The organism is Rhizobium laguerreae (assembly GCF_002008165.1).
Taxonomy (GTDB): domain Bacteria; phylum Pseudomonadota; class Alphaproteobacteria; order Rhizobiales; family Rhizobiaceae; genus Rhizobium; species Rhizobium laguerreae.
Genome location: NZ_MRDM01000014.1, coordinates 654,208 through 678,240, shown reverse-complemented (window position 1 = coordinate 678,240; position 24,033 = coordinate 654,208). Strand labels below are relative to the sequence as shown.

Here is a 24,033-nt window from a genome sequence, read left to right as displayed (position 1 = left end):
TATTTCAATCCCCAATGGCTTGTCTCTGTTGCTAGACGCACATCGCTCTTACGACATGTTCGTCGATGGCGGAAATGATCTTTTCCCAATCTCCGGGGTGAAGTTCGTGGCCGCCACCTTCGATCTTCACGAACTTCGCATCTGTCACAGTCCGCGCGAGTGTCTCTCCGTGCGTCGGCGGAAAGACCGGATCGGCGGTGCCGTGAAGGACGAGAAGCGGCACCTTCATCTCGTCGAGCCGGCCTCGCCATGTCTCGCCGATCTCAAAGAGGACGCTGTGGTTGGTGGCACTCAGATAGCCTCCGGAGCGGTCGAAGTCGCGTTCGAGGAAGGCTCGAGTTCCGGCTTCGTCGAATGGATGTGCCATTCCGGCGGTCAGGCGCAAATCCTCGACCAGGTACGCGACCGCGTCCGCCCGGTCCGACCAATCCGCCTCCACGGCCATATGTTCCAGCCAGGCCTCGCCGCTCGGAGGGAAATGGGATCTATCCACACCGACCGGCGAGGTACTGATCGCCGTTAGGGAAAGCACGCGTTCCGGCCTCTTCAGTGCGGCCACCTGCCCGACCATGCCGCCGAGGGAAAAGCCGACGATATGAGCGTTCGCGATTCCGTAGCCGTCGAGCACACGGAAAACGTCATCGACGGCGTCCTCGAAGGTGTAGCCGGGCCGACCAGGCGGATATTTGGTCGAAAGGCCGGAATCGCGCTGGTCGTAGCGGATCACGAAACGACCGCGTTCGGCGAGCCGACGGCAGAATTCCTCCGGCCACCACAGCATCGACGCCATTCCGCCCATGATCAGAAGTAACGGCGGCTGGTTCGGATCGCCGAAGCTCTGCGTCGCGAGCTCGACTCCGTCAGTGCGGATCATCAGCCCACTCATGCCAAGCCCTCGGGGTGCAGCGCGGCTTGCACCGCCGGCCGTTGTTCGATCCGTACGATGTATTCGCCTAACGGCTCGGGCAGAGCGAATCCGAGTTGAGTTGCGCCCCACGCGAGTTGGAAAAGATAGGCATCAGCGACCGTGAAGGTCTCTCCGAACAGATAGCCCCGCTCAAGTCGGCCGGCGACGAAGCCGAACCAGTGCACTATTTGCTGGCCCGTCGGCTCCCTGGCTTCCTTCGGAAGCGATAGGTAGGTGGGAAAGCGCTTGTGAATCTCGGTTGCAAGAAAGCTCAGCATCTCGATCAGGCGGAAGCGGCCCAGATGACCCTGCGGTGCCAACTCCGGTGCGCGGTCGGCGATCCAAGCCAGGATGGCAACATTTTCGGTCAGCACCTCACCATCGTCGAACATAAGGGCGGGCACATAGCCCGCCGGATTGATGTCCATGTATCGGCCGCCCCCTTCAATCTGCTTCGTCTCCAGGTCGACCTTGACCAGGTCGAATTGAATTCCAGCCTCCAGCATGGCGATGTGGTCCGCCAAGCTGGAGAATCCGGGCGCAGAGTAAAGTTTCATCCAACCGTTCCTTCCTTCGTTTCGTATGTCCATTGTCCAAGAAGAGGTGGGCAGCGTCGGGCGGTTACCCGATCGCCCACGCATAAATGTTCCCTTCATGTCCGGATACTGTGGCTAAGGTGGGGGGTGCCGCATCGGGCATATTCATTAGGAATGGTTTGAAATGCATGTCTGGGGGCATAGAAATTCAGTCGACCGACCGAGCGCAGTCTAGTCTGTGGCGCTCTGCATCAACCCCACCTCTGCCTTTGGAAGGTCGGCCTACTGGTGTTTACAAACCGTCGGGATCGGGCAGCGTGCTGCCGGTTGTACAGATGGGATGATTATGGCTTCATCTCTGCAATCTCGAATTCCAGGTATCGGAGCATGTTGTGTCGACTTTCCGTAAAAGGGCGCGGTTTTCGGGCAGAGCCGCAGAACTCAATTCCATGGAAACCGCTTTCCGAGATGTCTCTGGCGGTCGGCAATGTTGCATTCTTCTCGGGGCAGAAGCAGGTGGCGGAAAAAGCCGGCTGGTCGACGAGTTCGCCGATCGACTCTCAGGCCGGGCCCTGATCCTAAAAGGTGGGTGCATTGAGCACCAGGAATCGGCCTTACCTTACGCGCCTATTACAGCTCTTCTGCATGAATTGGTTCGCCTGCGCGGCCAGTCCGCAGTCGGATCGCTTGTCAGCGGCGAGGGTGCCCGAGAACTGGCGTGGCTTCTTCCCGAACTCGGCGAAACCTCCGAGCGATTTGATGCGGGCATCGCAAGGTCACGGCTGTTCGAGACACTTCGAATGTTGTTCGAGGAATTGGCGCGAGAGATGCCGCTCGTCCTGGTCATCGAGGACATCCACTGGGCCGATCAGGGAACCTGCGATTTGCTTCGCTTTCTTTCGACGCGGCTGAAGAAAATTCGGCTCATGCTGATCGTCACCTATCGACCCGAGGAGGCGAACGGCCCCAACGCATTGCGGACAACCATCGTGGACCTCTCTCTTTCCGAGGGTTCTGAAGTGCTGAAACTTCCTCGCCTCACCCGCGCGGAGATCGCCATGCAGCTCCAGGGCCTGCTCGGATCGCCGCCAACGCCTGCTACAATTAACAGCGTGTATTTGCGGGGCTGCGGAATCCCGCTGTTTACCGAGGCACTTATCGATGCGAGCGGAAGCTTGCGCACAGATGTTCCAGGCTCGCTCAACGATTACCTGCTGAGAGGCGTGAGAGACCTGCCGGCATCCACGGCCAAGTTGTTGAAAGTGATGGCGCTCGGCGGACCGCATATTACCCATTCGCTACTTCGCAACGTGGCGAACAAACATGACCTCGAACTCGCAGAGTTGTTGCGCCCCGCGATTTCGGCGGGGGTCGTCGCGGCCGATCGTGATGGATATGCGTTCCGCCACGCACTCATCCAGGACGCTGTGCGGGGCGACCTGATCGCCGGCGAAAAGGTGGCCATCCATCGCTTCTATGCCGACGTGCTCGAACGCGGACCGGTTCCAAGCTACCGGATTTGGCATTCCGTAGCGCTCGCGCGTCATCTGCACGGCGCCGGCCAAGCAGAACGTTGCCTGAAATGGGCCTGGCATGCTGCGGCGGAAGCCGCTGCCACTTTCGCCTATGTAGACCAGATGGAGATGCTGAAGCTCGTGTTAGCGGCGTGGCCCGAGGTCGAAGATGCGACTGGATTGATCGGCGTGGACTATTGCAAGGTGTTGGAACTCGCTGCTGATGCCGCCTGCTGGGCAGCGGAGGCGGAGCAGGGGCTCGCCTTTGTCGAACGCGCGCTCGCCGCACTGGATGCCGACGGCGATGGCGAGCAATTGGCGGCGCTTCTTCTGCAGCGCGCGGTAATGCGTCAGCACGCGCTTCTCCCAGGCGAGATCGCAGACCTTGAGCGCGCGCTCGATCATGCGGTCCGTCCCACAAGGTTGCGCGCTGATGCCCTGGGGCAGTTTTCCCGTGCGCTGATTTTACGGGGAGAGTTCGATCGCGCCAGGTGCTTGGGCGAGGAACTGAGGGATTTGGCGGGGGGGCTCGACGATGAGGAATACCGTATCGAGGCCCTGATCATTGCGGCGTCGCTGGACATGGCGCCGAACGTGTCTCGCATCGATGCCCATCGGACCGTCGCAATGCGGGCGGAGCAGGTGTCCATAGGCCGAGTCGAGATTCTTGCGGGCGCAGCACTGCTGCAGGCCCTGCTCGATGCAGGAGAATATGGTCAGATCATTGAGATCGGACCGGCGATTTTTGCGCGGACGGTCGAACTCGGGCAGGCACGGTATATAGGAGCACTGGTCGGTTCGCCCCTTTGCCGCGCCTTCTTGGTCTTGGGCCATGTCTCCGAAGCCACTGAGACATGCGAACGGATGGCGGCGCTGGATCCGCTGCCATTGGGGCTTGTTCACGTCTTCGAATGCCAAGCCGAGATCGCCTTGGCATTAGGGGATGCGGATCGAATTGCTGCAGCGGCAAGATCGTTGCGCGCTCTCCCGCCGGGGCCCCAAGTTGCCAGCCGTATGGCAGCCAACCTTCTGAAATTTGACATTGAAAGCTCAGCGTTATCAGGTGACATGGATCAGTCGGCGCTTTTGGTGAGATCTGCTCTGGCGCATCTGGAGAAGCGAGGAAGCGCCTCTTGGCCGCTCCTGGCTTCCGCCATCCGCCTTGCCGTCGATACGAACCAGAGAGACGTTGCTCTGGAACTGGCCGAGCTTGCCGCTCAGGTCCCATGCCGAAATATGGTAGAGCAGACCGAGAGGCTGGCGATTTTGGCTGAGATGTCGCGCGCCACGGTTTCTGATCTCGATGGATGGGCTGCTGTTGCCCAAAGCTGGGCTGGATTAAACCAGCCCTTTCGGGAGGCGTACGCCCTTATGCAGGCAGGTGCCGCCGCGGTGAGCGCCGGCAAGCGGACGAGTGGGGTGCGCCATTTCAGGCGCGGCGCGAAGCTTGCTCATTCGATCGGCGCCCGCCTTTTGGGCAACCAGATTGAAGCCCTCGCTGCAAAGGCTCGTATTAACTTGCGGGATGAAGAGGATGAGGGGGCGCCGAAGGCGCCCCTCGGCCTGACAGATCGGGAATTCGAGGTCCTCCGGCTAGTCGCGGCTGGCCAGAGCAATCGGGAGATCGCGAAGAACCTATTCATTTCCTCGAAAACGGCGAGCGTTCATGTGTCCAACATTTTGAGCAAGCTTTCCGTCCCCAGCCGGGGCGCCGCCGCGGCGGTCGCACACCGGCTCAGGATCATCGATCTGGGATAGGACTGATGGTGTGGATGCACAGTGCGTATACGGATTGGACAAGGAAATTCGGCTGGACCGGAGTGATCAAGCAAAATTGCGTCCTCAGCCGTCGGCTGCCGACGGCGACGGCCGCTTCGGCTCTGTCGGCTTGCTGGAGCCTTTCCAAAAATCGACGGCGATACCAGGATCTATGAGAAGCCGCGCTCATCGAACAAAAGCGCCATGCTGATCGCATCGATGAACCGGCCATCGATGCACGCCGCACGCCGGACGATGCCTTCGCGGGCAAATCCCGTCTTTTCGTAGAGAGCGATAGCACGGGCGTTGTCTTCATAAACATCGAGTTCGATCCGGGCAAAACCGCTTTTCTGTGCGGCTCTCAATGTCGTCTCGATGAGCCGTCGTCCGAGACCCTTGCCCCGATAGGTGGGAAGAATTCCCATTCCTAGCCTTCCGCGATGGGCGCGCGACGGGAAGAAATGCCGGCTGATGTCGCACCAACCGACGACCTCGCCTTCAGCGGTGGCAACGAATTGCGGATTGCCTTTTGCAATCATGCCCATCACGAACTCACGCGTCTGCGGCAGCGGCGTTGCTTCCAGCATGGACAGGTATTTTTTCTCCCGCGCGACCACGTCAAGCGTACGATGAAAGCTGTCGATATGGACGGCAGCGATCGGTTCGATCCTGATGCCCAACGTATCCGATGCTGCTGCTGCATCCATGTGCTTCTCCTTCAACGATTGCGGAATGGCTATGGGGCACCTGCCGCAGAGCCACACGGGAGCGCATAATTCACGGTCCGTCAACCTTTGCGTGTCAGTTTCTCGGCAGCGGGCGCCATCAAAAGGTTGCAGGTATTGAAGGTCGGGCTCACATCCCACATTACATTCGTCTTGGTGACGCTCACCTGCGCGGCGGCAGCATTGCTGTGCGGATTTGCGTGGCTCGCCGCGGTGAAGGTCGATGATCTCTCGTTGCGCCGGCAGGCCGACTTCGTCGGCCAAGGACTGGAAGAGCAGATCGCGGCACTTCCCCGGGAGCAGGAAAGCGTCACCAAATGGGACGATGCCTTCCTTTATGCCAAGCAGCGGAACCATGAATGGCTGCTTGATAATGTCGGCCAGTGGACGAGCCGGTATTTTGGGCACGACAGGACCTATATCTTCGACGATACCAATCGCCTGATGTTTGCGTTTCGCGACGGCGCGGATGCGGTGCCGCCGCGGCTCGGTGACGACGACGGTCGAGAAGTGACCGCTCTCGCCGGTGCGATCCGCACCACTCTTGTCGACAAGGTTGCAAAGTCCGGGTCCGAAGTGCTGGGCCAACTGGCCAAGGTTCGGACGATCACAGTCGGCAACAGGCCGGCGATAATAAGCGCCCGTCCCATTCTGCCGAGTTCGGCGAGGATGCAGATCGAGGCGGGCCGGGAGTTCATCGCCGTCTCGGTCAAGTTCCTCGATGGAAAGGCTGCCGAAAGCATCGCCCATTATGCGCGGCTCGAAGGATTGCATTTCGCGCCTTCGAAAGGGGAGGGCGAGCGGGCGCAGGTGCCTGTGTCGTCCCATGACGGCAGCACGATCGGCTACCTCGTGTGGCCGCCTATCCTGCCCGGATTCATGCTGCTTCGGCAGATCGCGCCGGCGGGGCTCGGCTGTTTGGCGCTGCTGATCGCCGTCGTGTTCTGGCTCGGACGAGGTCTGCATCGCACCTCGCTGACCCTGCTGGACAGCCAGGCGCAGCTCACCCATCACCGCAACCATCTGGAAGAGATGGTGGCCGACAGAACGGCCGAAATCGAAAGGCAGAGAGAGGAACTGGATCGCCTGCTGGTGCACGAACGCCAGGTGAATGCGCTCCAGCGCCAGTTCGTCGCCATGGCTTCGCACGAGTTTCGCACGCCGCTCGCCATCATCGACGCCGCTGCCCAGCGGCTCTGCCGCTCGACGACCAACGTCAGCGGCAATTACGTTCACGAAAAAGCCGGCGTGATCCGAAGCGCTGTCGTACGCATGGTCGACCTGATGGAGAGCATCCTCGCCAGCGGCCGGCTCGAAACCGGACAGATCACACTGAAGCGCAGCCAAGGTGATCTGAAAGCCTTGTTCGTCACCTGCTGCGACAGGCAGCGCCATCTCAGCCGCACGCATGTGTTCCATCTCGATCTTGAGCCCATACCTGACATATTGACGTTCGACCGCAGCGCGATGGAACAGGTCTTCACCAACCTGATTTCGAACGCCGTCAAATATTCCCCCAACGCGCCCGACATTCATGTTCGCGCCCGGGCCGACGAAAAGACGGTGGAGGTCGCCATCTCCGACAGTGGCATCGGCATGGATGCGGAGGATCTGCCGAAGCTGTTCCAACCCTATTATCGCGCCCGCAGCGCGACGGGTATTGCCGGAACCGGCATCGGCCTCAACGTGGTCAAGCAGGTCGTCGAGCTGCATGGCGGCACCGTCGAAGTGACGAGCGAGCTCGGCAAAGGCACAACATTCACCATTCTTCTGCCAATAGAGTTTCTATTGTCGGATCAACAAGTCGCAGCTTAAGGAAGAGTTCATGGTTACAGTCCTGTGCATAGAAGACGAAGTCGAGATCCGGAACCTCCTCGTCGAAGAATTGAGCGAAGCCGGCTACAAGACGCTCGAGGCCTCGAACGGCGCCGAAGGGCTGGAAATGATTCTGTCGAAATGGCCCGATATCGTCATCAGCGACATTTCGATGCCTGTGATGGACGGGCACCAGCTTCTGGCCGAAATTCAGATCAATCACCCGGAGCTCTCCAATATTCCCTTCATCCTGCTGACGGCGCTGACCGACAGGGAAAACACGCTTGCCGGCCTTCGCGGCGGAGCGGCGGACTATCTGACGAAGCCGCTCGACTTCGATCTGCTGCTCGCCAAGCTCGAAGGCTGCGTGACGCGCCTTGCCAACGACAAGGCGGTTCACCGGTCGTTTTGATGGTTGGGCGGCACCCAAGAGAGCCTCATCCTGAGGTGCCCCGCAGGGGCCTCGAAGGGCGAGGCGGGCGCGCCGGCGTGGATGCATGCAAGGAGCTGCGTTGCGGCGTGTCCTTCGAGGCTTCGCCCTCCGGGCTACGCGCCTCAGGATGAGGGACGTTGGTGAATACCGCTCCTAAACAATCACCGTTGGTGGACGCCGCGAGAAGAGGGCGCTTGATCCGTTACCGCCCACCTTCCATTATCCTCTTCTTGCCAGCGCATTGCCCAACACCTCGAACAATCGCGGATCGAGCATCTGAGACACGTTGAAGCGCATTAAATTCGTTGCCGATTGCGACAGGCTGAATGCGTTTCCGGGAGCCAGAACGATCCTCTTTTCGAGTGCGGCCCGCGCCACATCAGCCGCATCGATGCCGTTGGGGAGCCGGCACCAGAGGAACATTCCAGCCTGGGGCTCCAGCCAAGGCGTTATGCCGAGATTCTTCAGTCTGGCCGAGACCTCGCTCATCGCCCGGGAGAGGCGGTGTCTCAGCGTTTCCATGTGTTTGCGATAGCTGCCGTCGCTCAAGACGTTCAGCACCAGTTCCGCCGTCAACCGGCCGCCGCCGAATGAGGTGGCGATCTTGAGGTCTGTCAGGCCGTCGATCCATTCCGGCTTCGCCACGACGAAACCGCAGCGCGCCGAGGCCGACAGGGTCTTCGAGAAACTGCCGATGTGGATGACCCGTTCGAGCCCGTCGAAGGCGGCAAGGCGGGGTGCCGGCGTGTGTTCGAAATCGGCGAAGATATCGTCCTCGATGATGGTCAAGTCGAACTGGTCGGCGAGTTTTAGAACCCGGTGAGCCGTAACGGGAGACAAGGTTGCGCCGGTCGGATTGTGGATGGCGGAGTTGGTGATGTAGAGCCGCGGACGTTCATCGGCGACGACTTGCGCAAATACATCGATATCGGGACCGGACGGCGTGTAGGGCACACCGACGATCTTGGCCCGATGGGCGCGCAGCAGCGCATGGAAATTGAAATAGCAGGGATCGTCGACCAGCACGGTGTCGCCGGGTTCGAGCAGGAAACGGCACAGCAGATCGATTGCCTGCGTGCCGGAATCCGCCAGCATGATTTGATCCGGGGAGGCCTCGATCCCCCGTTCGCCCATGCGGCGGGAAACCAGCTGGCGCAGTTGCGGCAAGCCGAGCGGCGAGCCGTAGTCGGCGAGCGCCGGCCCGTCGGCGCGGGCAAGTGTTCTGAGCCCGCGGCGCATGCCGTCCCCCGGCAGCCAGGAGGGCGGCAGCCAGCCGCAGCCGGGCTTCAGGTCGGCTTCGCCGGCCTCCAGCGATTGCCGCGATATCCAGAACGGATCGACCGCGCGGTCGAGCTTCGGCCCAGCCTCGGCAAGCGCAAAGGGCGCTGCCTGGTTGGCGACGTAGAATCCCGAGCCTGGCCTTGCCAGGATCGCGCCTTCGGCGACCAACCGCTCATAAGCGTCGACGACGGTCGAAGTCGACAGCTTCAACGTCGCGGCCAATCCCCGGACGGAAGGCAGTCTTGCCCCCGGCGTCAGGCTGCGCCCGGCGATGCGCTGCCTGATCGTCGCGACGACCATCTCCACGCGTGTGCGTCCCTCGTTCATCTGTATTGCTTTCTGCATCACTACAGTTTCGCAAAATCGTATCAGATTGTCACTGTCATGACCATCCGTGTTGGCCGATAAGAGTGAGAGCATGAAGGAGTGCAGCGCATCATGGACCGCATAGCATCGGGATGGATCAATGGTTTTATCGGGGTGGTGATCTTCAGCGGATCGCTGCCGGCCACCCGCGTGGCGGTGATGCAGTTCGATCCGGTTTTCCTCACCGTGGCGCGCGCGGCGATCGCCGGCTTTCTCGCGCTTGGCCTGCTGATTGCTTTCAGAGAGAGGCGGCCTAGCCGGGGTGACATTCTCTCCCTGGCAGTTGTGGCGCTCGGTGTCGTGGTCGGCTTTCCCCTGCTGACGGCGTTGGCGCTGCAGCATGTCACGTCAGCCCATTCGATCGTCTTCATCGGCCTGCTGCCGCTCGCAACGGCGATCTTCGGCGTGATCCGCGGTGGAGAGCGGCCAAAGCCGGCATTCTGGCTGTTCTCCGTCCTCGGCAGCGCGCTGGTGGCGGGATTCGCATTGACGCAAGGCCTGACGGCCTCGCCGGTCGGCGATCTGCTGATGCTGGCGGCGGTCATCGTCTGCGGGCTCGGCTATGCCGAAGGCGGCAGGCTTTCGCGCACGCTCGGCGGGTGGCAGGTGATTTCCTGGGCGCTCGTGCTGTCGCTGCCGGTGACGGTCGCGGTGGCACTTTTCCATCGGCCGGAGACCTTCACCGGCATCGAAACGCCGGCGCTGCTCGGCCTTGCCTATGTCTCGCTGTTTTCCATGCTGATCGGCTTCATCTTCTGGTATCGCGGCCTCTCGCAGGGCGGCATCGCCGCGGTCGGCCAATTGCAGCTGCTTCAGCCGTTCTTCGGCCTAGCGCTCGCGGCAACCCTGCTGCACGAGCCCGTGACCTCAGCCATGCTCGCCGTGACCGTTGCCGTCATCCTCTGCGTCGCCGGCGCCCGCAGGTTTGCGCGGTAGGGGAGGATCGTGACGCTCTCTCTGTCCTCAGGTTCGATCGAAGACCTCGGGCTGCAATTTTCCGATCCTCATCAGATGTTGCAGCGTGTATGATATCGACAGAGCGTCGTCGAGCCCGTCATGCCCACGCAATGGAGGATGGTCGACGCCGTAGTAGTCGGCCAGTTTGTTGCTGGGTGTCTTTGCCAAATCCTCGATCGGCATGCCCGCAGCGACGAGAAGCTTGACGGCGTTGTCGAACCGGCGGGCCGGGATGGAAGGCTGAATGCCTGCGACATAGCAGCTGATAGCCAACATGTTCAGCTCGTCCTTGCCCCAGGACCAAAACCGGGCGCCGCCCGAGAAGCTGTCGACGCCGGAAAGGGCATCCTCTAAACGCCACACCATGGGTGTCGATATCCTCCTCGGTGATGCCGGTCAGATTGGTGAAATAGGGATCGAGCGGATACCTCTCGCCGAAGCGATCGATGGGCCGAACATAGGACTTGTAGGTATCGAGGATCTGAAACTCGCCTTCGAGACCAAGCTTGACGGCTCCGATCTGCGCGATGACAGGATCGGGATCGTGGGCCGCGCACCAAAATCTGCGTTGCGAGCCTTCCAGGCAAAGAAATTCACAGTCGAATATGATCGCGGTCTTCATCGTCGACGCTCCTCTGACAAATTATCCGGATTAGTTTAAGGACGAATCCAACGCATGGAGCGCATCCAGATGCAAGCGCCCGGCGTCTCTTTGGAGGCCTATGGCCGCCGGCCAAGCGTGCCACCTGCAGGTGCTGCCTCGACAATTTCGCTCGTCTGTTGTGGTCGACCGTGGCAAACTGCGATGGCGGTGATCGCGGCATTTCTCGCGAGATCACCATGCAGTCTTGCTGAAATCAGAAATTGAGGCACCGCAATGACCGAAATCGGTCGGCTCCTTGGTTCGGGCAAAGAAGCCGAGGTCTTCGAATATGGTGCGTTGGCGCTGAAGCTGTACAGGCGCCGCCTCCAAGGTGTCGTCATTCAGGGAAGCCGAGAACCTGTCGATCCTTGAGAAGCTCGCGCTGCCGACGCCAAAGGTCCACGCGGTCGGCGAATTCGATGGGCGCTGGGGCGCTGATCTATTTCGCTGTTTCCACGTTTCCTCCATTCCTGCGAGAGCACAGGAATGGCAAGAAAAGCGGTGCGCAGCCTGATCACTGGTTATACGAACGGCTCACTTGGAGGGCACGACGAGCGGTTCCCCTTTGCGTACGATGTAGGTTGCCAGTTCCGACGCCTTGCCGCTGCCGACGTTCTTCGCCGAGTGAGCGACGCCGGTGGGAATGAACAAGGATTGGCCGGCTTTGAGGGTAACCGGCTGCCTGCCCTCGAGCTGGTATTCCAGCGTTCCTTCGATGACGAAGGCGATCTCCTCGCCGGGATGCGAGTGACTGGGGGCGAGAACGCCGGGCGCAAAATCGACGCGCACCTGAACGACCTCGTGGCCGGGTACATCGATATCGCTCTTGAGGAGATCGGTGCGCTGTAGCGGCTGTTCTGCGTGTGCAGCAGCTGCGCCGCCGAGAACAAGGGCGAGCGCGATAGCCTGGATCATTTTCATGTCGACATCCTTCCTGAATTGACCATTTCCGACCGGTTGGCCGTATCGGGATTTAAGTCGATGATTGAACCAGGGATGTGTCGGCAAACCCGCATTTTTGTAAGCCAATGTATCACTACGCCGCCGACGATGAGTCCACGGGTCTGACGCCGGTAAGAGTGGCAATGTCGGTGATGCCGCCGGAGGATTCGAAGTCGAATATTTTCTGGGTGACCAGGGCGGCGGCACCCCGGGCCCAGGAATTGTCCTCCCAGTCAGGCAGGAGGGACGGGGCGGTTCGGAAGGTCCGGGCGGAAAGCGCTTCGCGCAGCGGCGTCAGGAAAGGGTCGCCGAGGGAGACGGCTTCGCCGCCGGCGACGATGACTTCGGGATCGGTAATGTTGACGAGATTAGCAAGGGCGGTGCCGAGGGCGCGGCCGGAATCGGCAACGAGGGCGAGGGCGATGGCATCGCCTGATGCGAGCGCCCCCGACAATTCCGGCAGACCGAGTTCCTCGCGGCCGGTCGCCTCCCGCCAGCGCTGGAGCATCGAGATTTGGGAGTGATAGGCCATCAGACAGCCGCGCTTGCCGCATTCGCAGAGCCGGCCATTCTCCTCATAGAGAGTGTGGCCGAATTTGCCGGCAGCACCATTGGCGCCGCGATAGAGCTTGCCGTCGATGACAAGCGCGCAGCTGATGCCGACGCCGACAGCGAGAACCGCCATGTTGCGATGCTGGCGGCCGAGCCCGAAGAGCTGCTGGGCAATGGCATAGGCATTGGTGTCGTCTTCCAGCCAGACCGGGACATGGACGCGGGCAGCGACCAGCGAGGCGAGGGGGACATTGTCCCATTTGAATCGGTAGCTGCGCACGCAGGCCGTCTGTTCGTGATTGATGACGCCAGGCATGGAGATGCCGATGCCGGCGAGCTTGGCGTCGGGCCGGCCGGCGAGCTTCACCAGTTCGGGAACCGTGCTCGCCAGCAGGTCGGCGACCTTATGCGGGTCGTGGCCGTCGAGACCTACCCGCATGGCGGCGACGGGGTTGGTGGCAAGGTCGGTTGCGACGCACTCCACCGAATCGACCATCAGTTTGAAGCCGACGGCGAGCGCGTGTTCGTAGTTGATATCCACCGGGATCGGGCGGCGGCCGGTGAGGCCGGGCACGGTCTTCCCTTCGATGACGATGCCTTCTTCCAAAAGGTCTGCGACGACGAAGGTGACGGCGGCCGGGCTCAAGCCGATGACGGTGGCGATATCGGCGCGGCTCCTCGGCCCCTCGCGCCGGAGGAGATTGAGGATGAGGCGTCGGTTCATGGCTCTCGCCGTGGTCTGGTCGCCTTTCAGCTTCACGATTGAGTTCCTTAATTTTGTAAATTAATTATTGCAGGCTGGTTCGATCTATGCATAAGTTTGGCCGCCGATCAACTGAGCTAGGCGGATTATATGCCGGGATCGCGGGTGGATCGCAGCGTTGAATACCTGATCGAGCGCTTCGTGGAGGAGGTGCCGGGACGGTGGTGTTTGATCGATCAACTGGGAGGAATTCAATGGCATTTTCGAAGCAATTTCCGTCGACGACCCGCAGAAGCTTCCTGAAAGGCGCGGGCATGGTTTCCGCCGCAGCGGTCAGCGGCAGCTTTCCCATCCCTGCGATCGCGCAGGCCCAAGAGGTCACGATGATCTCGGCCGAAAACAATGGCGCAGCGCTCGACGCGCTGAAGGCGATCGCCGCGAGCTTCAGCAAGGAAGCCGGCGTCAACGTCGTCATCAACAATATGGACCACGAGGCCCACAAGACGGCCATCCGCAACTATCTCGTCGCCGGCGCGCCTGACATTTGCTCCTGGTTTTCGGGTAACCGCATGCGCGCCTTCGTCAAGCGGGGCCTGTTTGACGACATCTCCGACCTTTTCGAGAAGGAGAAGTACAAGGACGTGCTGGGTGCCACGGCCGGCGCCGTCACCGACGGGGGCAAGCAATATGGCCTTCCCACCGGCGGCACGCTCTGGGGCATGTTCTACCGCAAGGATGTGTTCGAGCAGCATGGTCTGACCGTGCCGAAGACGGCCGACGAGTTCATGGCCTATGGCGACAAGTGCAAGGCCGCGGGCATCACGCCAGTCGCGATCGGCACCAAGGAATTGTGGCCGGCGGCCGGCTGGTTCGACCAGATGAACCTGCGCATCAACGGCCTCGACAAGCATATGGCGCTGATGAACGGCGAGATGAGCTATCTCGATCCCGCGTTGACGGCGGTTTTCGACCAGTGGGAGGCGATGATTTCGAAGGGGTTTTTCACCGAGAACCACACCTCCTTCGGCTGGCAGGAAGCGGCGGCGCTCCTGGCGCAGAAGAAGGCCGGCATGATGAACCTCGGCGCTTTCCTGCGCTCGGCTTTCACCGCCGAAGATTTGCCGCAGCTCTCCTATGCAACCTTCCCGGTGCTCGACGCCAAGGTCGGCCACTACGAGGAGTTCTCGGTCAACTCGATCCACATTCCCGCCAAGGCCAAGAACAAGCAGGGCGCGCGCGAATTCCTCGCCTACTTCTACAAGCCCGAGAACCTGGCGGCCTATCTGGAGCCGGCCGGCAACGTGCCGCCGCGCAGCGATCTGCCGCCGAGCAAGGATCCGCTGGTGAATGTAGCGGTCGAGACGATGAAGACGGTGCAGGGCACGTCGCAATATTACGACCGCGACAGCGACCCTGACATGGCGCAGGCCGGTCTCGTCGGCTTCCAGGAGTTCATGGCCAAGCCCGACCGGCGCAAGGCCATCCTGACGCGCCTCGAGGGCACGCGTAAGCGAATATACAAGATCTAACTCGGGCGTCGCAGCCCAGCTTGTTGCCGAGCTGCGCCCCTCACTCGACGTCATCCTCGGCCTTGTGCCGAGGATCTGCTGCGCATCGACGTGGGCAGATGCTCGGGGCAAGCCCGAGCATGACGAAAGAGAGGTTGGCGGCTTTGTCAGCAGTTGAGCTTGAAGGCTCCGCACCTCTAACATGAGGCTCCAGAAATGCAGACATTATGGCGCCGCCAGCGTTGGTGGCTTACCCCGACGTTGCTCATCGCGCCCGCGATCGTGCTGTTCTTCACGGTCATCCTGCTGTCGGCGGTCAGAAGTCTCTGGATCAGCCTGCACGACTGGGATGGCTTCGGCCCGATGGCGTGGATAGGCTTCGGTAATTACGTCGAGCTTTACAACGATCCGCAATTCTACGTATCGCTGAAGAACAACCTGATCTGGCTGGTGATGTTCATGGCAGCACCGCCTCTCGGGCTCGCCATCGCGCTGCTGGTCAACCAGAAAATCCGTGGCATGCGCTTCCTGAAGTCGCTGTTCTTCATTCCGCTGGTGCTTGCCTCAGTGACGGTCGGCGTCGTCTTCACATGGGTCTATACGCCGGAGTTCGGGTTGCTGGCGCTGATCTTCAGGGCATTCGGAGCGACGGCGCCGGCGGTTCTCTCCGACGAGCATTTCGTCACTTTCGCCATCGTGATTGCAGCACTCTGGCCGCAGATCACCTTCTGCATGGTGCTTTATCTCGCCGGCCTCAACAATTTGAGCGAAGAGCTGATCGGGGCGGGGCGCGTCGACGGGGCGAGGGGCTGGAACATGCTGTGGCACATCGTGCTGCCGCAGCTGACCCAGGTCACCTTCATCGCCATTGCGGTCACCGTCGTCGGGGCGCTCAGGTCCTTCGACATGGTGTCGGTGATGACGAACGGCGGCCCATTCGGTTCGTCCTCGGTTCTCGCCTACCAGATGTTCGAGCAGTCGATCTTCTCCTACCGCTTCGGTTACGGCGCGGCGATCGCTTCGGTGCTGTTCGTGATCATGGCCGTCTTCATCGTCTGGTATCTCAGCCGCATCATCCATACCGAAGAAAGGGGAGGCTGATGTATCCTCGTCCCATTCCCGATGCCGCCGTCTGGCAGCGCCGTCTCTATGTGCTCGCCGTCGTCATCGTCCTCCTGCTCTGGCTCTGCCCGCTGTTTGCGATCATCCTCACCTCGTTCCGCTCGACCGAGGATGTCATGGGCGGCAATCTGTGGGGATGGCCGACCGGCATCGGCGTCATCGATAATTATACTGATGTCTTCACGCAGACACCGATGGCCCGCTACTTCCTCAACAGCCTGACGATCACCATTCCCTCGGTGATCGGCGTGCTGGTGCTCTCCACGCTCGCCGGCTATGTGCTGTCGCGCTACCGCTTTCCCGGCAACATGTTGATCTTCGCGCTGTTCGTCGGCGGCAATTTCCTGCCGCACCAGATCATGATGATCCCGGTGCGCGACCTGATGGTCCGGCTCGACCTGATCGATACGACGGCGGCGCTGATCATCTTCCATGTGGCTTTCCAGACCGGCTTTGCGACGCTGTTCGTGCGCAATTTCATCGCCGCACTGCCAGACGAGCTGTTCCAGGCGGCGCGGGCCGAGGGGGCGTCTCCCTTCCAGACGCTATGGCATGTGGCGATCCCGCTGGTGCGGCCGGCGCTTGCCGCACTCGCCATCCTGATCTTCACCTTCATCTGGAACGATTACTTCTGGGCCGTGGTGCTGACCGTCAGCGACTCCGTCAAGCCTGTGACTGCCGGCCTTGCCAATCTTCGCGGCGAGTGGGTCTCGGCCTGGAACTTGATTTCCGCCGGCACCATCGTCGTCGCCGTGCCGCCCGTCGTCATGTTCTTCCTGATGCAGCGGCACTTCATCGCCGGTCTGACGATGGGCGCGGTGAAGGGATGAGCGATCTCGACAACAGGCCCTTGGAAGTTCCGATTTCAACAGCAGAGAGCCAGGACGCATGACCAGTCTCGAACTCCGACAGATCAACAAGAATTACGGCGCCTATCATGCGCTGCGCGGCATCGATCTTTCCGTAGCGCAAGGCGAGTTCATCGTCATGGTCGGCCCCTCCGGCTGCGGCAAGTCCACGCTTTTGAAGACGATCGCCGGCCTGGAGGAGATCTCCTCCGGCCAGATCCTGATCAACGGCCGCGACGTCAGCAAACAGGAGCCGGGGGATCGCGGCATCGCCATGGTCTTCCAGTCCTATGCGCTCTATCCGCATATGACGGTGGCGGAGAATATGGGCTTCGGCCTGCGCATGGCCAAGCGCCCGAAGGCCGAGATCGAGGCGGCGGTGGTGCACGCAGCCAAGATTCTGAGGATCACCGACCAGTTGGAGAAGCGGCCGAAGCAGCTCTCCGGCGGGCAGCGACAGCGCGTGGCGATCGGCCGGGCGATCACCCGTTCGCCCGACGTCTTCCTTTTCGACGAGCCGCTGTCGAACCTCGATGCGGCACTTCGAACCCAGATGCGTGTCGAGCTCAGCAGCCTGCACGCCGAGCTCGGCGCCACCATGGTCTATGTCACCCACGACCAGGTAGAGGCCATGACCATGGCAAGCCGGATCGTCGTCTTGAACCAGGGGGTGATCGAGCAGGTCGGCTCGCCGCTCGAACTCTACCGCAACCCAGACAATCTTTTCGTCGCAGGCTTTCTCGGCGCCCCGCGGATGAACTTCCTCGGCGTTACCGTCGACGAGGTGTCCGGCCGCAATGTCACGGTCTCCGCACCGGGCCTCGTGCCGGTGACGGTGGAACTGGCGGAGGCGACGGTGCTGGCGAAGGGCGCCAGCCTGACGCTCGGTGTAAGGCCGGAAAACATATCGATGGTCGCCGACGGGGCGCAGGGCGGGGCGATCAACGGTCAGGTCCGACTGGTCGAGCATCTCGGGCGCGAAACCATTCTCTATGTCGACGCCGGCAAGCTCAGCACCATTGCCTCGGAAAGCGGCACCGGCAACATCACGGTGCAGCTGAGCTACGTCGCGCCTTTTGCCGCCGACCAGAACGTGGCGCTTAAGCTCGACGCCAACGAACTCTATCTCTTCTCACCGGATGGCGGACGCACGATCAGCGCCCGCAAGACGACCCTCGACAGATAATCACAGGAAACATCACCGTGTCCGACAAGACCCTCTCCGTATGGAACCCCGTCAACACCGACCGCTTCCTCGTCGGCGCCCCGCACTATCCCGAGCACGTCGATGAAAGCTACTGGGAGCGCGACGCCGAGCGCATGGCGAAGGCCGGCTTCAACGTGGTCAGAATGGCCGAATTCGCCTGGCATATTCTCGAGCCGAAGCTCGGCACCTTCGATTTCGACCTGTTCGACCGTGCCATCGCCATGCTCGGGCGCTACGGCATCGACACGATCATGTGCACGCCGACGGCAACGCCGCCGCGCTGGCTGACCGTGGCGCATCCGGAGATCTTAAGGGTCGACGGCAAGGGCCGGCCGATGAGCCATGGCTCGCGCCAGCATTGCGACACGGCAAGCCCGGTCTTTCGCGAACATAGCCGGCGCATCACCAAAGCGATGGCCGAGCATTATCGCGACAATCCTTTTGTCGTCGGCTGGCAGACCGACAACGAGCTGAACACCAGCATGCCGGAGAGCTTTTCGACGGCAACGCTCACCGAATTCCAGGCCTTTCTTGCCGGAAGATATGGCGAGATCGGCAAGCTCAACACGGCATGGGGCGGCGATTTCTGGGCGACGGCCTATGACAGCTTCGACCAGGTGGTGCTGCCGATCGAGTTCGGCCCGACCTTCCCGAGCCCCGGTCATCTGCAGGATTATCACCGTTTCCTTGCCTTTTCGACGGCGCGCTTCCAGCACGACCAGGTCGAGATCCTGCGCGCCGTCAAACCCTCCTGGTTCGTCTTCCACAATCTCGGGGGGCTCAGGGATATCGACTTTCGCGGCCAGTTCAGCAAGGATCTCGATTTCGTCGGCTACGATATCTATCCGATGCTCTACGACGAGTTCCAGCGGCTCGGAAACCACGCCAAGGTCCAGGCGCTGCATCTCGATATCTGCCGCGGTTTTTCCGGCAACTATATCGTTCCCGAGCAGCAATCGGGCTTGGGCAGCCAGCCGGGTTTCTGCACGCTGACGCCGGAGCCGGGCGAGCTGCGCCGTATGGCGCTCTCCTCGGTCGCCCACGGCGCTGACGGCTTGATGTTCTTCCGCTGGCGCCCCGCGCATTTTGGCGCGGAGATCTATTGGATGGGCATCATCGACCATGACGACGTCGCCCGTCATCGCTATGACGAGGCGAAACGCTTCGCGACCGAGATGACCGCGCTGGCGCCCAAGATCCTCGGCACCTATGTGCGCATGGATGTCGGCATTGCCGGCTCCGATTTCGATAATCAGGAAGCCCACAAGACCTATCCGATCGGCCTGCCGAGCCCGCAGGACGATGCGATCCTGCTGCATCAATATTGCTACGACCGCGGCATCGCCTGCGGCTTCATTCATCCCGAAGACGATCTTTCCAAGCTGAAGCTGCTCTATGTCCCCCACTGGGTGATGTGGAAGGACGAATGGACCGAAAGACTGAAATCCTTCGCCGAGCAGGGCGGCACCGTCGTCATCGGCGCGCGCACCGGCACGCGCAATGAGGATAACCACGTCATCCGCGAGACCGCGCCCGGCACCTCGCTGTCGCAGCTTACAGGCATACGTGTCGAGGATTTCGGCCGCCTTGCCGCCCCCGGCGCCAACGGGCTTTTCGATGTGATGGAACGTTCGGGCGGGCTTGTCATTCCGCCGAACAAGCCGGCGGAATCACGCCGCCGCGAACGCCGCTTCAAGATCGGCAACCGCGAACTGGTCGGCGGCTATTTCTATGAAAACCTGGCGATCGCAAGCGATGTCGAGGTGGTTGCGGCCTGGTCCAACCGCTATGCCGAGGGCCAGCCGATGGCGACATCGCGCAAACTCGGCAAGGGACAGGTGGTCTATGTCGGCACCTATCTCACCCCGGATCTGACGGCAGCGCTTGCCGAGCGGCTATTTGCACCCGTCGGCATCGAGCCGCTGATCGGCGACCTTCCCGAGGGCGTCGAGGTGACCATGCGGATGAATGACGACCGCCGGCTGCTGTTCATCCAGAACTACACCGACCAGCCGGCCGCCATCGGCGGCGTTCCCGCTGGCCGCGATCTCCTCGATGACGAAAAGCCCGTTGCCGGCAGGCTCGATCTCGAAGGCTACGGCTGCGCGATCATCGAGCTCGCGGGGTGAGTTGCGCTCGCCAGGCGAAAGCGTGGCGAGGGCTGCTGCTGCATTCTCCGTTGTCCTCGGCCTTGCGCCGAGGATCCATATCGCGGGCGCCGACGGGTGCCATTGTCGATGCTCCGGTCGGTCCCCAGCATGATGGAGAGGACTACCAGCGGAGGGACTCATTCATAGCGCAGAGGCGCCGATCACGTCCTTTCAGGTCGAGAAGCGAGTCAGGCGTAGGTCATGACCGTTCAATTAAGCCGACATCCGGGACAGCTTCCAATCGTAGGACCGCAAGAAGCTCACCAGCTCTCGCATGGCGGCACTGGAGTGTCTTTTGCTCGGATAATAGAGATACCAGCTTGGCAAAAGGGGGCTCCAGTCCTTCAGAACCTCCATCAACCGGCCGTTCGTCAGGTCGGGTGTGGCGTAGTCCTCGAAGACATGGGCCAATCCGCATCCGGCGACAGCGGCCTGCAATTCGTTGTGTGCCGAACTCACCGTCAATCGCCCCTCCGGCAAGACTTCGAGGGCGTCTCCGCCCTTTTCAAATTTCCAGGATACCAGCGTGCCACCGGGAAATCGTCTTCGAATGCAGTTGTGGCCGGCGAGATCATTGGGGGTCAGAGGCAGGCCATGCTTTGCAATATAGTCCGGCGACGCCACGATCGCGTATCGAAGCGATGGTCCCAGCGGTACTGCGATCATATCTTGTGCCAGCTGTTTTCCGAACCGAACGCCCGCGTCAAAGCCTTGCTCGACGATATCGATGACCGCTGCTTCGCTGATGAGCTCGACCTTGATGTCCGGATATGTGTCCATAAAGGTGAACATTGCCGGACAGAGCAGGTGATCGATTGCGGGGCCTGGCGCATTGATACGAAGGGTGCCGGACGGGTTTTCCTTTAACTGGTTAAGGTCATCGACTGCGAGGCGGATGTCCGTCAAAGCTGGACCGAGGCGCTGCAGGAGACGCTGTCCCGCCTCCGTTGGCGCAACGCTTCTTGTTGTCCTGTTGAGCAGGCGGATGCCGAGCGCCTCTTCCAAAGCGTTGATTGTCTGGCTGAGTGCCGATGATGAAACGCCTCGCTCCAGGGCGGCGGCCCTGAATCCGCCGCACCTGACGATCGCCGCAAAAACATCCAGGCTATCCAAGCGAAGCTGATCCATTGCGAAGCTTACCTTATCAAGCTGCGTAGATTTGCTCGTCTTATCAGCGCAGTGATTTGAGGTCATCTAAATACCTCAACCGCACATGCGGATTGTCGACTGAAAGGAAAAGCAATGGATCGACTCACATTAAACCGGCGAACAGTCATGGTTTCAGCGGTTGCTGGAACGGCCGCTCTGCTGCTCGGAGGTTCAACCGGATCAGGCAAGGCGCAGGTGCAGAGCCCGGACGCCATCAATGTTGGATATTATCGATTTCGGGTCGGGCAGATCAAAGCGACAGTTTTGAGCGATGGCGTGATCGGCGGCCCACCGACGGTCTATGCCAACGATGCTCCGGAGGCCGAGCTGCAGGAGGTCCTTCGCCGCGCTTTCCTTCCTACCGATCACATGACCCTGCAACTCAACACGCTGCTGCTCGAGGTCGGCGACAGGCGGATATTGCTTGACGCGGGAGCCGGGGCCACGATGGGACCGAATGCGGGGCGTGTGTTCGACAATCTCGCCGCCATCGGTCTCGATGCAGGCGATATCGACACGATCGTGGTGTCCCACACGCATCCTGATCACGTCGGCAATCTCAGCACTTCCGAAGGCAAAAAAGCGTTTCCCAAAGCCACCGTCTACGCACCCCGCGCAGACTGGGATTTTTTTGTGCGCAACGATCCCGATCTCTCCTATATGCCGGTACCAAGGGACTTTCGTGATCGGTTTGCAGCAGCGATCAAACGGAGTGTCGAGCCGATCGCAAAGGACATCGAGCTCTACGAGGCAGGTGCGGAAATCGTGCCGGGCCTCACCACGATCGCTGCGCCGGGACATACGCCTGGCATGGCAACATTCCTGGTCCATTCAGGAAACGACCAACTGCTCCTCACTGCGGACCTTGCCTACCACCCGGTCGTCAACATCGACCATCCATGGCGACCCGGACCTGACCGAGACAAGGATACCGCGCTCGCATCGCGCCGCCGCATATTCGATATGGCCGCGACCGATAAGCTCCTTGTTCTCGGGTTTCATTACCCGTTCCCGGGGCTCGGACGAATGCTCAAGACCGACATGGGTTACGCCTGGGTCCCGGCGGGCTGGCAGTTCTAATCAGATATCGACCTGGAGGTTTTCTCATGACCCGAACGACAATCGGTCGGCGGCGGCGCGTCAATGTCAGCAAATGGCGCCTAGTTGCCATGCCTAGCAAGGCTGCTGGTCCTCCACACCGAATTCAGGATTCTTTGTCCAGGTGCAAGTGGCATACTGCTTACAAGTTCAACGAGGACCGCGCCCAGACGACAAGCGTGCCGATGGTTCCAAGAACAGCGACTTGGCCGGGGCCCCCTAATCGGGCCTTGCTCGCTGCGCAGCGGTTTGCGTTGGAAAATATGCAAAAAAAAGCATTTCCGTACTCAAACAAAACGGAAATGCTCTCTTAATTTAGTGCGGAGCTATACTTGTCAGCTCCACACTGCTCGCACCTGAATTCGCGGTTATTCGTCTGATGTCGCCGGCGCGGCGTTCTCCAGCGAGGTGCGAATTTGATCGATCTTCCCGTTTGCGTCGCCAACCCCGAGAATGGTTTTGGCCTGGCTCAGAACCGCGGGACTGACTTCACCGGTTTTCGTTGCGGAAGCCAATGCGTCCTCCAGCGCCTCATCCCCCAACAGAGGGTCATCGGCCGCAGGCTCGATTCCGTTGTCGAGCTCATACTGGGCATAAGCCATGGCATAGGCGGCGATGGCGGTCATGCGCGGGTCCGACGTATGCATCAACGCCTTGTAGTTTCGCTTCAAGGAGTTCAGGCCCGCAAGTTGCGCCGACAGGTTCTTTTCTTTGGTGCTGACTTTTTTCTCGTCCGCCTTGTCGGACTTGGACTTGCTTGCCGCCTCAGTGGACTTGCCTTTCGCGCCTTGCGATTTGCCATGGGTTGAACCGCTACCTTGGCTGCTGCTGCCATGGTTGCCGCTGTTTCCACTGCCGCCGTGACCGCCGCCATTGCCCCCACCGTTGCCGCCACCGTTTCCACCGCTCTTTGCTTGTGCGGTCATGTCGATTCCGGCAATCGTTGCCGGGCTTGCTGCAAGAGCCAGCGAAAGCGCGGCCAAGGACGCTAGGGTTGCTATCCGCATTGTTTTCCTCCAAGTCGGGTCAAGCGCGGTGCAGATGCACGGCTTGAACAGATACGAGAGGTTAGACGGTGATCGCGCGTTGCACATCGGACCGAGGTCCGATGTCGGCACCGGCAATGGTCTTAGACGGCTTCGTATACTTAACGATTCCTGGTCGGAACGGCCGACGGGACGGGAAGCCGGGAGACCGAGGAGCCGAGGCGTAACTTCGAGATTTCAGATGTTTAATTTGCTCCCGGGACCGGGCAGTCCAGGTCCCCGTCATTGCACTTCAGGTAAACCTTGAGCGCTTCCGTGCGGCTTTGAGTCAGGCGGTCGTGGCACGAACTGTTGACGAACGGATAGGCGGTGCCACCCTGGACGGTCGAGCTTTGGAAATTGCACTCGGCATCACGGAATGCAATCCATGCCTTCTGGGTCGCTACGAGAAGCTTGGTGGTGTCGGCATCATCCTTCAGCCGACCTTCGATCTCCTTGTAGACCCTGTTCATCTCCGCATCCGACTTCTTCAGGGATTCAGCAGCGCAGATGTTCATGTCTGACTGATTTGTCTTATCGCCGCAGTTATCATCTGCAAATGCGAACGTTGACGTCGTCAGGACCAAAGTGGCGGACAGCAACAAAGCTCTCATAATGGACCTCTTTCCGATTGAATGGATATCCAAACACCGCATGCCCCGTTGCTGGTATTAACCCCATTTCTGCTCCCTGCCATCAAGTCGACGTCATCTCACCATTCATTTGCATGGGTCGGTGACGGTGTCATTACCTTGGGTACGCCTTGCTGAGCGAGCACGATACATTCCAGGCTT

Annotated in this window: 20 protein-coding genes and 1 pseudogene; 11 read left to right on the top strand and 10 right to left on the bottom strand. The window is 60.7% G+C overall.

Annotated features, from left to right (window positions below):
• Positions 1 to 31: 31 nt before the first annotated feature.
• Both BS630_RS19140 and BS630_RS19135 read right to left on the bottom strand, forming a co-directional pair.
• Positions 32 to 886, bottom strand: coding sequence for an alpha/beta fold hydrolase (locus tag BS630_RS19140; protein WP_077978648.1), 855 nt, complete (start codon positions 884 to 886; stop codon positions 32 to 34).
• Complete coding sequence (locus tag BS630_RS19135) at positions 883 to 1,464, bottom strand: glutathione S-transferase N-terminal domain-containing protein (protein ID WP_077978647.1); 582 nt, start codon at positions 1,462 to 1,464, stop codon at positions 883 to 885. The genes BS630_RS19140 and BS630_RS19135 overlap by 4 nt, the downstream gene beginning before the upstream one ends.
• A 371-nt stretch (positions 1,465 to 1,835) precedes the next feature.
• Between BS630_RS19135 and BS630_RS19130 the strand changes: the two genes are divergently transcribed.
• The gene (locus BS630_RS19130) at positions 1,836 to 4,715 is read left to right on the top strand and encodes a helix-turn-helix transcriptional regulator (protein ID WP_077978646.1); all 2,880 of its coding nucleotides are present in this window, start codon (positions 1,836 to 1,838) and stop codon (positions 4,713 to 4,715) included.
• A 170-nt stretch (positions 4,716 to 4,885) separates the two neighbouring features.
• On the opposite strand, the gene BS630_RS19125 is transcribed toward BS630_RS19130, so the two are convergent.
• Complete coding sequence (locus BS630_RS19125; RefSeq protein ID WP_077978645.1) at positions 4,886 to 5,422, bottom strand: GNAT family N-acetyltransferase; 537 nt, start codon at positions 5,420 to 5,422, stop codon at positions 4,886 to 4,888.
• Positions 5,423 to 5,509: 87 nt separating this feature from the next.
• Between BS630_RS19125 and BS630_RS19120 the strand changes: the two genes are divergently transcribed.
• Both BS630_RS19120 and BS630_RS19115 read left to right on the top strand, forming a co-directional pair.
• Positions 5,510 to 7,255: a sensor histidine kinase gene (locus BS630_RS19120; protein ID WP_077978644.1), complete on the top strand. Its 1,746-nt coding sequence runs from the start codon at positions 5,510 to 5,512 to the stop codon at positions 7,253 to 7,255.
• A 10-nt stretch (positions 7,256 to 7,265) separates the two neighbouring features.
• Positions 7,266 to 7,667 carry a response regulator gene (locus BS630_RS19115; RefSeq protein WP_003560657.1) on the top strand — a complete coding sequence of 134 codons (402 nt, stop codon included), beginning with the start codon at positions 7,266 to 7,268 and terminating at the stop codon, positions 7,665 to 7,667.
• A 240-nt stretch (positions 7,668 to 7,907) separates the two neighbouring features.
• On the opposite strand, the gene BS630_RS19110 is transcribed toward BS630_RS19115, so the two are convergent.
• Positions 7,908 to 9,317 carry an aminotransferase-like domain-containing protein gene (locus BS630_RS19110; protein WP_077978643.1) on the bottom strand — a complete coding sequence of 470 codons (1,410 nt, stop codon included), beginning with the start codon at positions 9,315 to 9,317 and terminating at the stop codon, positions 7,908 to 7,910.
• 90 nt (positions 9,318 to 9,407) lie between these two features.
• On the opposite strand from BS630_RS19110, the gene BS630_RS19105 reads away from it, so the two are divergent.
• A complete protein-coding gene (locus BS630_RS19105) occupies positions 9,408 to 10,271 on the top strand; it encodes a DMT family transporter (RefSeq protein ID WP_077978642.1) in 864 nt (287 codons plus the stop codon).
• 27 nt (positions 10,272 to 10,298) lie between these two features.
• On the opposite strand, the pseudogene BS630_RS19100 reads toward BS630_RS19105, so the two are convergent.
• Positions 10,299 to 10,914, bottom strand: a pseudogene (locus BS630_RS19100) (3'-5' exonuclease).
• Between the two features lie 255 nt (positions 10,915 to 11,169).
• Between BS630_RS19100 and BS630_RS19095 the strand changes: the two are divergent.
• Complete coding sequence (locus tag BS630_RS19095) at positions 11,170 to 11,307, top strand: hypothetical protein (protein WP_231284829.1); 138 nt, start codon at positions 11,170 to 11,172, stop codon at positions 11,305 to 11,307.
• 162 nt (positions 11,308 to 11,469) lie between these two features.
• On the opposite strand, the gene BS630_RS19090 is transcribed toward BS630_RS19095, so the two are convergent.
• Both BS630_RS19090 and BS630_RS19085 read right to left on the bottom strand, forming a co-directional pair.
• Positions 11,470 to 11,856 carry a cupin domain-containing protein gene (locus BS630_RS19090; RefSeq protein WP_077978641.1) on the bottom strand — a complete coding sequence of 129 codons (387 nt, stop codon included), beginning with the start codon at positions 11,854 to 11,856 and terminating at the stop codon, positions 11,470 to 11,472.
• Positions 11,857 to 11,971: 115 nt separating this feature from the next.
• Complete coding sequence (locus tag BS630_RS19085; protein ID WP_077978640.1) at positions 11,972 to 13,189, bottom strand: ROK family protein; 1,218 nt, start codon at positions 13,187 to 13,189, stop codon at positions 11,972 to 11,974.
• A gap of 197 nt (positions 13,190 to 13,386) precedes the next feature.
• On the opposite strand from BS630_RS19085, the gene BS630_RS19080 reads away from it, so the two are divergent.
• The 5 genes from BS630_RS19080 to BS630_RS19060 all read left to right on the top strand — a co-directional run bounded on the left by BS630_RS19080 (position 13,387) and on the right by BS630_RS19060 (position 19,946).
• Positions 13,387 to 14,661 carry an ABC transporter substrate-binding protein gene (locus BS630_RS19080; protein ID WP_077978639.1) on the top strand — a complete coding sequence of 425 codons (1,275 nt, stop codon included), beginning with the start codon at positions 13,387 to 13,389 and terminating at the stop codon, positions 14,659 to 14,661.
• A gap of 195 nt (positions 14,662 to 14,856) precedes the next feature.
• On the top strand, positions 14,857 to 15,741 hold the full coding sequence (locus BS630_RS19075) for a carbohydrate ABC transporter permease (protein WP_077978638.1): 885 nt from the start codon (positions 14,857 to 14,859) through the stop codon (positions 15,739 to 15,741).
• Positions 15,741 to 16,592, top strand: a complete 852-nt coding sequence (locus tag BS630_RS19070) for a carbohydrate ABC transporter permease (protein WP_077978637.1) — start codon at positions 15,741 to 15,743, stop codon at positions 16,590 to 16,592. Before BS630_RS19075 ends, BS630_RS19070 begins: the two co-directional genes overlap by 1 nt.
• 58 nt (positions 16,593 to 16,650) lie before the next feature.
• Positions 16,651 to 17,796 carry an ABC transporter ATP-binding protein gene (locus tag BS630_RS19065; RefSeq protein ID WP_077978636.1) on the top strand — a complete coding sequence of 382 codons (1,146 nt, stop codon included), beginning with the start codon at positions 16,651 to 16,653 and terminating at the stop codon, positions 17,794 to 17,796.
• Positions 17,797 to 17,813: 17 nt separating this feature from the next.
• Entirely contained in the window at positions 17,814 to 19,946 is a 2,133-nt protein-coding gene (locus BS630_RS19060; RefSeq protein WP_077978635.1) for a beta-galactosidase, read from the top strand.
• A 234-nt stretch (positions 19,947 to 20,180) separates the two neighbouring features.
• Here the strand turns inward: BS630_RS19060 and BS630_RS19055 are convergent, their stop codons facing one another.
• On the bottom strand, positions 20,181 to 21,161 hold the full coding sequence (locus BS630_RS19055) for a LysR family transcriptional regulator (protein ID WP_077978634.1): 981 nt from the start codon (positions 21,159 to 21,161) through the stop codon (positions 20,181 to 20,183).
• 48 nt (positions 21,162 to 21,209) lie between these two features.
• Between BS630_RS19055 and BS630_RS19050 the strand changes: the two genes are divergently transcribed.
• On the top strand, positions 21,210 to 22,196 hold the full coding sequence (locus tag BS630_RS19050) for an MBL fold metallo-hydrolase (RefSeq protein WP_077978633.1): 987 nt from the start codon (positions 21,210 to 21,212) through the stop codon (positions 22,194 to 22,196).
• 386 nt (positions 22,197 to 22,582) lie between these two features.
• On the opposite strand, the gene BS630_RS19045 is transcribed toward BS630_RS19050, so the two are convergent.
• Together BS630_RS19045 and BS630_RS19040 are read right to left on the bottom strand one after the other, a co-directional pair.
• Positions 22,583 to 23,221: a hypothetical protein gene (locus tag BS630_RS19045; protein ID WP_077978632.1), complete on the bottom strand. Its 639-nt coding sequence runs from the start codon at positions 23,219 to 23,221 to the stop codon at positions 22,583 to 22,585.
• Between the two features lie 224 nt (positions 23,222 to 23,445).
• The gene (locus BS630_RS19040) at positions 23,446 to 23,853 is read right to left on the bottom strand and encodes a lysozyme inhibitor LprI family protein (protein WP_077978631.1); all 408 of its coding nucleotides are present in this window, start codon (positions 23,851 to 23,853) and stop codon (positions 23,446 to 23,448) included.
• Positions 23,854 to 24,033 lie beyond the last annotated feature (180 nt).

What these genes read in the sequence shown, in the direction of transcription:
- BS630_RS19040 (WP_077978631.1), bottom strand. Translation starts at nt 23,853, where the DNA reads ATGAGAGCTTTGTTGCTGTCCGCCACTTTGGTCCTGACGACGTCAACG.
- BS630_RS19095 (WP_231284829.1), top strand. Translation starts at nt 11,170, where the DNA reads ATGACCGAAATCGGTCGGCTCCTTGGTTCGGGCAAAGAAGCCGAGGTC.
- BS630_RS19065 (WP_077978636.1), top strand. Translation starts at nt 16,651, where the DNA reads ATGACCAGTCTCGAACTCCGACAGATCAACAAGAATTACGGCGCCTAT.
- BS630_RS19135 (WP_077978647.1), bottom strand. Translation starts at nt 1,464, where the DNA reads ATGAAACTTTACTCTGCGCCCGGATTCTCCAGCTTGGCGGACCACATC.
- BS630_RS19125 (WP_077978645.1), bottom strand. Translation starts at nt 5,422, where the DNA reads ATGGATGCAGCAGCAGCATCGGATACGTTGGGCATCAGGATCGAACCG.
- BS630_RS19105 (WP_077978642.1), top strand. Translation starts at nt 9,408, where the DNA reads ATGGACCGCATAGCATCGGGATGGATCAATGGTTTTATCGGGGTGGTG.
- BS630_RS19045 (WP_077978632.1), bottom strand. Translation starts at nt 23,221, where the DNA reads ATGCGGATAGCAACCCTAGCGTCCTTGGCCGCGCTTTCGCTGGCTCTT.
- BS630_RS19070 (WP_077978637.1), top strand. Translation starts at nt 15,741, where the DNA reads ATGTATCCTCGTCCCATTCCCGATGCCGCCGTCTGGCAGCGCCGTCTC.
- BS630_RS19090 (WP_077978641.1), bottom strand. Translation starts at nt 11,856, where the DNA reads ATGAAAATGATCCAGGCTATCGCGCTCGCCCTTGTTCTCGGCGGCGCA.
- BS630_RS19140 (WP_077978648.1), bottom strand. Translation starts at nt 886, where the DNA reads ATGAGTGGGCTGATGATCCGCACTGACGGAGTCGAGCTCGCGACGCAG.
- BS630_RS19115 (WP_003560657.1), top strand. Translation starts at nt 7,266, where the DNA reads ATGGTTACAGTCCTGTGCATAGAAGACGAAGTCGAGATCCGGAACCTC.
- BS630_RS19050 (WP_077978633.1), top strand. Translation starts at nt 21,210, where the DNA reads ATGGATCGACTCACATTAAACCGGCGAACAGTCATGGTTTCAGCGGTT.
- BS630_RS19075 (WP_077978638.1), top strand. Translation starts at nt 14,857, where the DNA reads ATGCAGACATTATGGCGCCGCCAGCGTTGGTGGCTTACCCCGACGTTG.
- BS630_RS19055 (WP_077978634.1), bottom strand. Translation starts at nt 21,161, where the DNA reads ATGACCTCAAATCACTGCGCTGATAAGACGAGCAAATCTACGCAGCTT.
- BS630_RS19080 (WP_077978639.1), top strand. Translation starts at nt 13,387, where the DNA reads ATGGCATTTTCGAAGCAATTTCCGTCGACGACCCGCAGAAGCTTCCTG.